Origin of the sequence: Acidovorax sp. HMWF018 (genome assembly GCF_003061035.1) — a bacterium.
GTDB lineage: Bacteria > Pseudomonadota > Gammaproteobacteria > Burkholderiales > Burkholderiaceae_C > Acidovorax > Acidovorax delafieldii.
The window spans coordinates 1-7,481 of record NZ_QAIM01000252.1 but is presented as its reverse complement, the minus strand read 5'-3'; the positions used below and the strand labels follow the sequence as shown (position 1 = coordinate 7,481).

Annotated in this window: 8 protein-coding genes; 7 read left to right on the top strand and 1 reads right to left on the bottom strand. The window is 67.7% G+C overall.

The features are described 5' to 3' along the window. The 7 genes from radA to DBR23_RS09120 form a co-directional block, all read left to right on the top strand. Positions 1-1,254 (top strand): DNA repair protein RadA (gene radA / locus DBR23_RS09150; protein WP_233250355.1); only part of this gene is annotated, 1,254 nt, incomplete at its 5' end. A 49-nt stretch (positions 1,255-1,303) separates the two neighbouring features. Continuing rightward, positions 1,304-1,738 (top strand): glycerate kinase, encoded by a 435-nt coding sequence (locus DBR23_RS09145; RefSeq protein ID WP_108498036.1) that lies wholly within the window; start codon positions 1,304-1,306, stop codon positions 1,736-1,738. 39 nt (positions 1,739-1,777) lie between these two features. After that, complete coding sequence (locus DBR23_RS09140) at positions 1,778-2,716, top strand: branched-chain amino acid transaminase (RefSeq protein WP_056057294.1); 939 nt, start codon at positions 1,778-1,780, stop codon at positions 2,714-2,716. Between the two features lie 5 nt (positions 2,717-2,721). Continuing rightward, positions 2,722-2,928: a zinc-finger domain-containing protein gene (locus tag DBR23_RS09135; protein ID WP_056057299.1), complete on the top strand. Its 207-nt coding sequence runs from the start codon at positions 2,722-2,724 to the stop codon at positions 2,926-2,928. A 3-nt stretch (positions 2,929-2,931) separates the two neighbouring features. Then, complete coding sequence (locus tag DBR23_RS09130) at positions 2,932-3,747, top strand: glycosyltransferase family 2 protein (protein WP_108498035.1); 816 nt, start codon at positions 2,932-2,934, stop codon at positions 3,745-3,747. Continuing rightward, positions 3,744-5,027: an O-antigen ligase gene (locus DBR23_RS09125; RefSeq protein WP_108498034.1), complete on the top strand. Its 1,284-nt coding sequence runs from the start codon at positions 3,744-3,746 to the stop codon at positions 5,025-5,027. Before DBR23_RS09130 ends, DBR23_RS09125 begins: the two co-directional genes overlap by 4 nt. Positions 5,028-5,039: 12 nt before the next feature. Further along, positions 5,040-6,014, top strand: a complete 975-nt coding sequence (locus DBR23_RS09120) for a glycosyltransferase (protein WP_056742172.1) — start codon at positions 5,040-5,042, stop codon at positions 6,012-6,014. A gap of 213 nt (positions 6,015-6,227) precedes the next feature. Here the strand turns inward: DBR23_RS09120 and DBR23_RS09115 are convergent, their stop codons facing one another. Further along, positions 6,228-7,349, bottom strand: coding sequence for a nitronate monooxygenase family protein (locus DBR23_RS09115; RefSeq protein WP_108498033.1), 1,122 nt, complete (start codon positions 7,347-7,349; stop codon positions 6,228-6,230). Positions 7,350-7,481 lie beyond the last annotated feature (132 nt).

Here is a 7,481-nt window from a genome sequence, read left to right as displayed (position 1 = left end):
GGCAAGAACCGCCTGAGCACGCCGCAAGGCTACGCGGGCCTGGCCAACGCGCAGCCCGTCCTGCCGCTGGCGGCCATCGAGGCCCAGGACGTGGCCCGCACCCCCAGCGGCATCGACGAGCTGGACCGTGTGCTGGGCGGCGGCATTGTGGAAGGGGGCGTGGTGCTCATCGGGGGCGATCCGGGCATTGGCAAATCGACCCTGCTGCTGCAGGCTATGGACGCGCTGCAGAGCGCGGGCCTGCCCACGCTGTATGTGACGGGTGAGGAGAGCGGAGCGCAGGTGGCGCTGCGTTCGCGGCGCCTGGGCATCGACGGCAGCCAGGTGCAGCTGCTGGCCGAGATCCAGCTCGAAAAGATTCTGGCGACCGTGGAGGCCACGCAGCCCGCCGTGGTGGTCATCGACTCCATCCAGACCACCTATTCCGACCAGCTCACCAGCGCGCCGGGCTCCGTCGCCCAGGTGCGGGAATGCGCAGCGCACCTCACGCGCATGGCCAAGGGCACGGGCATTGCTGTCATTCTGGTGGGCCATGTGACCAAGGAAGGTGCGCTGGCGGGGCCGCGCGTGCTGGAGCACATGGTGGACACGGTGCTGTACTTCGAAGGCGACACGCACAGCCAGTTCCGCCTGGTGCGCGCCATCAAGAACCGTTTCGGCGCGGTCAACGAAATTGGCGTGTTTGCCATGACCGAGAAGGGCCTCAAGGGCGTGAGCAACCCGAGCGCCATCTTTTTGAGCCAGCATTCCGAGCCCGTGCCCGGCAGCTGCGTGATGGTGACGCTGGAGGGCACACGCCCGCTGCTGGTGGAGATCCAGGCCCTGGTGGACAGTGGCGGCCCCAGCCCCCGGCGCCTGTCGGTGGGCCTGGACAAGGACCGCCTGGCCATGCTGTTGGCCGTGCTGCACCGCCACGCGGGCGTGGCCTGCATGGACCAAGACGTGTTTGTGAATGCGGTGGGGGGCGTGCGCATCAGCGAACCGGCCGCCGACCTGGCGGTGATGCTGTCCATCACCTCCAGCCTGCGGGGCAAGGCGCTGCCGCGCGGCTTTCTGGCGTTTGGTGAAGTGGGGCTGGCCGGTGAGGTGCGACCCGCTCCCCGGGGGCAGGAGCGCCTGAAGGAAGCCGCCAAGCTGGGTTTCAGCGTGGCCGTGGTGCCCAAGGCCAATGCGCCCAAAAAGCCCATCGAGGGGCTGACCATCCACGCCGTGGAGCGGGTGGAAGAGGCCATGAACGTGGTGCGCGGTCTGTAAGCAATGCCCACAGCGCCATGTCCATGGCGCCATAAGACAATCTCGACCTATGAACTTGCGCAATATCCTGGTGCCCCTGGGGGCGGTGGCCCTGATCGGGTTTGGTTTTTATGCCTACGGCTGGGCCGGGGTGGCTGCCGTGGCCGGTGGGCTGGTCATGTGGGGCCTGCTGCACTTCACGCGGTTGATGAGCGTGATGCAAAAGGCCGCCAAGCGCCCCATCGGGTATGTGGGCAGCGCCGTGATGCTCAACGCCCGGCTGACGAAGGGCGTGAACCTCATGCACGTGGTGGCCATGACCCAGGCGCTGGGAGAGCGCGTTTCTGCCGAAAACGTGCAGCCCGAGGTCTACCGCTGGACCGACGGTACCCGCTCGCACGTGACCTGCGAGTTCCAGCAGGGCAAGCTGGTGGTGTGGACCCTGGTCCGCCCCCAGGACAACCCTGCCGCTGATGGAGAAGGCGCGCCGCCCGCCGCCCCGTAAAATCCTGGTCTTGCGACCCACAGCAACCAAAGGACACCCATGAGCCCCGTAGTTCCCTCGATGGCCGACCGTGACGGCAAGATCTGGATGGACGGCCAGATGGTCGATTGGCGCGACGCCAAGATCCACGTGCTGACCCACACCCTGCATTACGGCTGCGGCGCCTTCGAAGGCGTGCGCGCCTACAACACCGCCAATGGCACAGCGATCTTCCGCCTGGAAGAGCACACCGACCGCCTCTTCAACAGCGCCAAGATCCTGCGCATGAAGATCCCGTTCACCAAGGAAGAGGTGAATGAGGCCCAGAAAGCCGTGGTGCGCGAAAACAAGCTCGAATCCTGCTATCTGCGTCCATTGACCTGGATCGGCTCGCAAAAGCTGGGGGTTTCGCCCAAGGGTAACCAGATTCATCTGATGGTCGCTGCCTGGGCCTGGGGCGCCTATCTGGGCGAGGAAGGCCTCAAGCGCGGCATCCGCGTCAAGACCAGCAGCTACACCCGCCACCACGTCAACATCACCATGACGCAGGCCAAGGCGGTGAGCAACTACACCAACTCCATCCTCGCCAACATGGAAGCCACGGACGACGGCTACGACGAAGCCCTGCTGCTGGACAGCTCGGGTTTTGTGTCCGAAGGCGCGGGCGAAAACATCTTTGTGATCAAGAACGGCGTGATCTACACGCCCGACCTGTCGGCCGGCGCCCTGAACGGCATCACCCGCAACACCGTGTTCCACATCGCCAAGGACCTGGGCCTGGAGATCGTGCAAAAGCGCATCACGCGCGACGAGGTGTACATCGCCGACGAGGCCTTCTTCACCGGCACGGCCGCTGAAGTCACGCCCATCCGCGAACTCGACCGGATCGAGCTGGGCAGCGGATCGCGCGGCCCGATCACCGAAAAAATCCAGAGCGCCTTCTTCGACATCGTTGGTGGCCGCAATCCGAAATACGCCCACTGGCTGAGCAAGGTCTGAAGAACATGTCGCAAGCAACCGTTGAACTCCTGGCCAAAGACCTGAACGCCCAAGGCGGCGTTTTCTGTCCCAGCCCCAAGGCCGACATGAAACTGTGGAACAGCCACCCCAAGGTGTACCTGGACGTGGCCCGCACGGGTGAAGCCAAGTGCCCTTACTGTGGCACGGTGTATCGCCTGAAGGCCGGTGAGCACGTACACGCTGGTCACTGATTGATGCCGGTTGCAGTCGGCGGCGCTACGCCGCCGCCCACGTTGACCGTGGCGGTGCTGACCCTCAACGAGGCGCACCGCATTGAAGCCTGCCTGCAAAGCGCTGCGTTTGCCGACCAGTTGCTGGTGGTGGACAGCGGTAGCACCGATGACACCGTGGCCATCGCCCAGCGCCTGGGCGCCGAAGTCCACAACTATCCCGACTGGAAAGGCTTTGCCGTGCAGCGCAACCGGCTGCTGGCCCATGCGCGGGGCGACTACATCTTCTTTCTGGACGCCGACGAGGTGATGACGCCGGCGTTCGCCCAGGAGCTGCAGGCCATCGTGCGCTCTGGCGCGCAGGCCGTGTGGAGCATCCGCTGGCGCATGGTGGCCTACGGGCACGAACTCAGGTACTTTCGCTCGCAATCGCAGATCGAGCGCCTGTTCGTGCGCGCCATGGTCCGCGAGTTCACGGGCGTGGTGCACGAGCAGGCCGAACTGTTGCCTCCACCGGGCGGTGGCGCCGTGCCGCGCCGCCTGATCGAAGCGCGGCTGCTGCACTACTCGCGCACCACGGTGCGCGGCAGCCTGGAAAAGCTCACCCAGTACGCGATGCTCGGTGCCGCCAAGCGGGCGGCGGCGGGCAAGAAGGGCGGCGTGGTGCGGGGCCTGGCCTCGGGCACCAGCATGTTCCTGCGCCTGTATGTGTTTCGGCTGGGCTTTCTGTGTGGCGGGGCAGGTTTTCTGTATTGTCTGTTTGTGGCGCTGGAGGCGTTCTTCCGGTACGCCGCCCTGGAGTACGACCACCAGCAACTGAGCGAGAGCGTGCGCCGTTGACCAAAGCTGACGAAATTTTTGTGCGCCTGTCGGGCGCGGCGGCCTTCATGGTGCCGGGTATGGCGCTGTGGGTGCGCTCGGGCTACTCCTGGGGGGCGGTGGTGCTGCTGTTGTGCAGCCTGGCCACCGCCGGGGTGTGGCTGCGGCGCCGGCCGGGGCGCGATGCCTGGCTGCTTTTGGCCTCCATCGTGGCGATGGGCACGGTCTGGGCCCTCGACTTTGACCCGGCCCAGGGCAGCTGGTCCAACCTGGACCGGCCTGCCAAGTACCTGCTGGCGCTGCCGTGCCTGCTGTATGTGCTGGCCTATCCCCCGCGGGTGCGCTGGCTCTGGGCCGGTATCGCCGTCGGCGCCTGTGGCGCGGGGCTGATCGGTTTGTACCAGGCCATGGTGCTGCACCTGCCGCGCGCCAATGGTTTTACCAACGCCATCCAGTACGGCGGGCTCAGCCTGCTGCTGGGGCTGATGTGTTCGGTCGCGCTGCTGGTGCTGTGGGACCGCTGGAAGCCCTGGCAGCGTGCGGGCTGGGCGGTGGGCATTCTGCTGGGCCTGGAGGGATCGCTGCTGTCCGAGTCGCGCGGGGGCTGGGTGGTGCTGCCGCTGGCGTTGCTGCTGTGCGCCTGGCTGCAGGCCCGCTGTGGCCAGCGCAAGCTGGCCCTTGTGGGCGGCGTGTTGGTCGTGGCGGGTGCGGCCGGGCTGATGGCCTTCAAGGCCAACGAGGTGCGCCTGCGCGTGGATGAGGCGCGGCAGGAGATCACGCAGTACGAGGCGCGGGGCGACGCGGCCAGCTCGGTGGGCCAGCGCCTGGCGCACTGGGGCCTGGCCTGGCGCATGGGCCTGGACCGCCCCTGGACCGGCTGGGGCCGCTACGGCTACGAGGCAGAGAAGCAGCGGCGGGTGGCTGCCGGCGAGGCGCATCCGATTGTTTTGCAGTTCAGCCACGCCCACAACGAGGTGCTGGACATCTTTGCCAAGCGCGGCATCCCCGGCGTGGTGGTCTTGCTGTTTTTCTATGGTGTGCCCCTGGTGCTGTTCTGGCCCACGCGGCGCCGCGTGTTCCCGGGGAGTGCGGGCGTGCTGGATACCGAGGGCCTGTGCCTGCGCATGATCGGGGTGCTGCTGCCCGTGTCCTACATGGGCTTTGGCACCACCCAGGTGTTTTTGGGGCACAACAGCGGCACCATGTTCTATCTGTTCATGGGCATGCTGGTGCTGGCCATCCTGCAAGGCCGCGAGCGCCAGTGGCTGCAGGCGCCGGGGCAGGCCGCCGCTCTTTCCTGAAGGACCTCTGCCATGCACATCCTGCTGGTCAACAACTCCCCCATCCCGGTGTATGGCTACGGCGGCACCGAGCGCGTGATCTGGGACCTGGGCAAGACGCTGGTGCAGCAGGGCCACCGCGTGAGCTACCTGGTGCCCGAGGGCTCGACCTGCGACTTCGGCCAGGTGCTGCCCATCCGGCCTGACGAGCCCTGGGAGGGCCAGATTCCGGCCGACGTGGACATCACGCATTTCCAGTTCAACCCACGCTCCGAGCTGTCCAAGCCCTACCTGGTGACCGAGCACGGCAACGCCCGCAAGCCCAAGCCGCTGCCCCGCAACACGGTGTTCCTGTCGCGCGACCATGCGGCGCGCTACGGATCCAGCGAATTCGTCTACAACGGGCTGGACTGGGCGGGTTATGGCCCGGTGGACTTTGACCGCCCGCGCTCGCACTACCACTTCTTGGGCAAGGCGGCCTGGGGCGTGAAGAACGTGCGCGGCGCCATCAAGGTGGCCAAGATGGCAGGGGTGGAGCTGGACGTGCTGGGCGGCAACCGCATCAACTTCAAGCGCGGCTTTCGCTGGACGCTGTCGCGCAAGATCCACTTTCACGGCATGGTGGGCGGCACGCAGAAGACGGGCCTGCTCAACGCCTCGCGCGGGCTGATCTTTCCGGTGCGCTGGCACGAGCCGTTCGGGTTGGCCGTGATCGAGAGCCTGTACTTTGGCTGCCCCGTGTTCTCCACCCCCTACGGCGCCTTGCCCGAGCTGGTGCCCGTGCACTGCGGTGTGCTGTCCGACCAGGCCTCGGTGCTGGCCGAAGCGGTGCGGGGCAACCGCTTTGACCCGCGCGCCTGCCACCAGCATGTGGTCGAGCACTTTGGCGCCGAGCGCATGGCCCGCAACTACCTGCGCATGTACGAACGGGTGCTGGCGGGCGAAACCCTCAATGCCCAGCCTCCCGTGATCCAGGGCCCTGCGCGCGAACTGCCCTGGAGGCAGTGAGGCAGCCCCTGAGGTGCTTCGCACCTTCCCCCTCTCCTGCGGGAGGGGGACGCCACCCGTGGCCTGGCAAAGCCAGCTCCCCGGTGGCACGGGTTTGACAGCGCGCCGGTTTTTGGCGTCCTGTTCATATCGGGGAGGCTGCTGCGCGGGTTTTAGGGCATTTTTGGCCGCAAGCGCCAGTTCAATATGCCTCTGTTGCTATAAAAATGATAGTTATTGGTGGCCGACTGTGGAGCCGCCACGCGGCGCGGTGGCCTGCTGCCACTCCTGGGCCAACAACGCCACCAGCTGCGCAGCTGGCATGGGCCGCACCTGGGCCACCCCCTGGCCCGCCCACAGCGACAGGCAGTCGGCCTGGCCCGCCTGGGCGGCCGCGCGGCGCAGCGCGCCCGTCAGTGCGTTCTGCACGGGGTAGGGCGGCACGGTGGCCTCGTCGGCCTGCAGGGCTTGCATCATGCGGTTGACGATGCCGCGTGCTGGCCGGCCCGAGAAGATGCGGGTGGTGCGCGTGTCGGTGGCCTGGGCGCGTGCCAGGGCCTCACGGTACGTCGGGCCAATCGCCGACTCGGGGCAGGTCAGGAAGGCCGTGCCCATCTGCACCGCCTGGGCGCCCAGCGCCAGCGCACCCGCAATGCCGCGCCCGTCCATGATGCCGCCCGCAGCGATCACCGGGATGGACAGGGCCTGCACGCACTGCGCCACCAGCGGCAGCGTGCCCACCATGCTGGCCGCAAAGTCGGCCAATGACGGCGCCGCGCCGGTGGCACCGGGCTGTGTGGGCGTGAGGAAGGTGCCCCGGTGCCCCCCGGCTTCCATGCCAGAGGCGCAGACGGCATCCGCGCCCACGCTGGCCCAGGCCTGCGCCTCGGCCAGCGTGGTGGCGGTGCCCACCACCGTGCTGCCCACCGCTTTCAGCCGTGCCACCTGCGCCGCCGTGAGGATGCCGAAGGTGAAGCTGGCCACGGCCGGGCGTGCGGCCACCAGGGCGTCGAACTGTGCCGCGAAGTCCTCACACCACTGTGCGGGCCGCTCGGGCACCAGGCCGAACTCCGCATAGAACGGCGCCAGGCGCTGCAGTGCGGCTTGCACCGTGGCGTCGTCCGGCGTTGGGGTGGCCTGCACAAACAGGTTCATGCCAAAGGGCCGGTCGGTGCGGCGTCGCACCTCGGCGGCGGCCTCGGCCATGGCAGCGGGCGAGCGCATGCCGCAGCCCAGCATGCCCAGACCACCGGCCGCGGACACGGCGGCGGCCAGTGCGGGCGTGTCCGACCCGGTCATCGGGCCCTGGATGATGGGCAGCGCAAGGCCCAGGTGGGTGGTGAAGGCGGCGGGCATGGGGGCTCCTTGTGCGATCTGTGGGGGAGGGTGTCAGGTCGATGTGGCGGGGCGGTGTGCTTCGCCGGAGGTCAGTGCGGTCTGCAGCGCGTCCAGCGCGGGCGACTGGTAGCCGCGCCGGTGCACCAGCAC

Bases quoted from the DNA above. Each gene is read 5' to 3' on its own strand.
- DBR23_RS09135 (WP_056057299.1), top strand. From the start codon at position 2,722: ATGTCGCAAGCAACCGTTGAACTCCTGGCCAAAGACCTGAACGCCCAA.
- DBR23_RS09140 (WP_056057294.1), top strand. From the start codon at position 1,778: ATGAGCCCCGTAGTTCCCTCGATGGCCGACCGTGACGGCAAGATCTGG.
- DBR23_RS09130 (WP_108498035.1), top strand. From the start codon at position 2,932: ATGCCGGTTGCAGTCGGCGGCGCTACGCCGCCGCCCACGTTGACCGTG.
- DBR23_RS09120 (WP_056742172.1), top strand. From the start codon at position 5,040: ATGCACATCCTGCTGGTCAACAACTCCCCCATCCCGGTGTATGGCTAC.
- DBR23_RS09115 (WP_108498033.1), bottom strand. From the start codon at position 7,349: ATGCCCGCCGCCTTCACCACCCACCTGGGCCTTGCGCTGCCCATCATC.
- DBR23_RS09145 (WP_108498036.1), top strand. From the start codon at position 1,304: ATGAACTTGCGCAATATCCTGGTGCCCCTGGGGGCGGTGGCCCTGATC.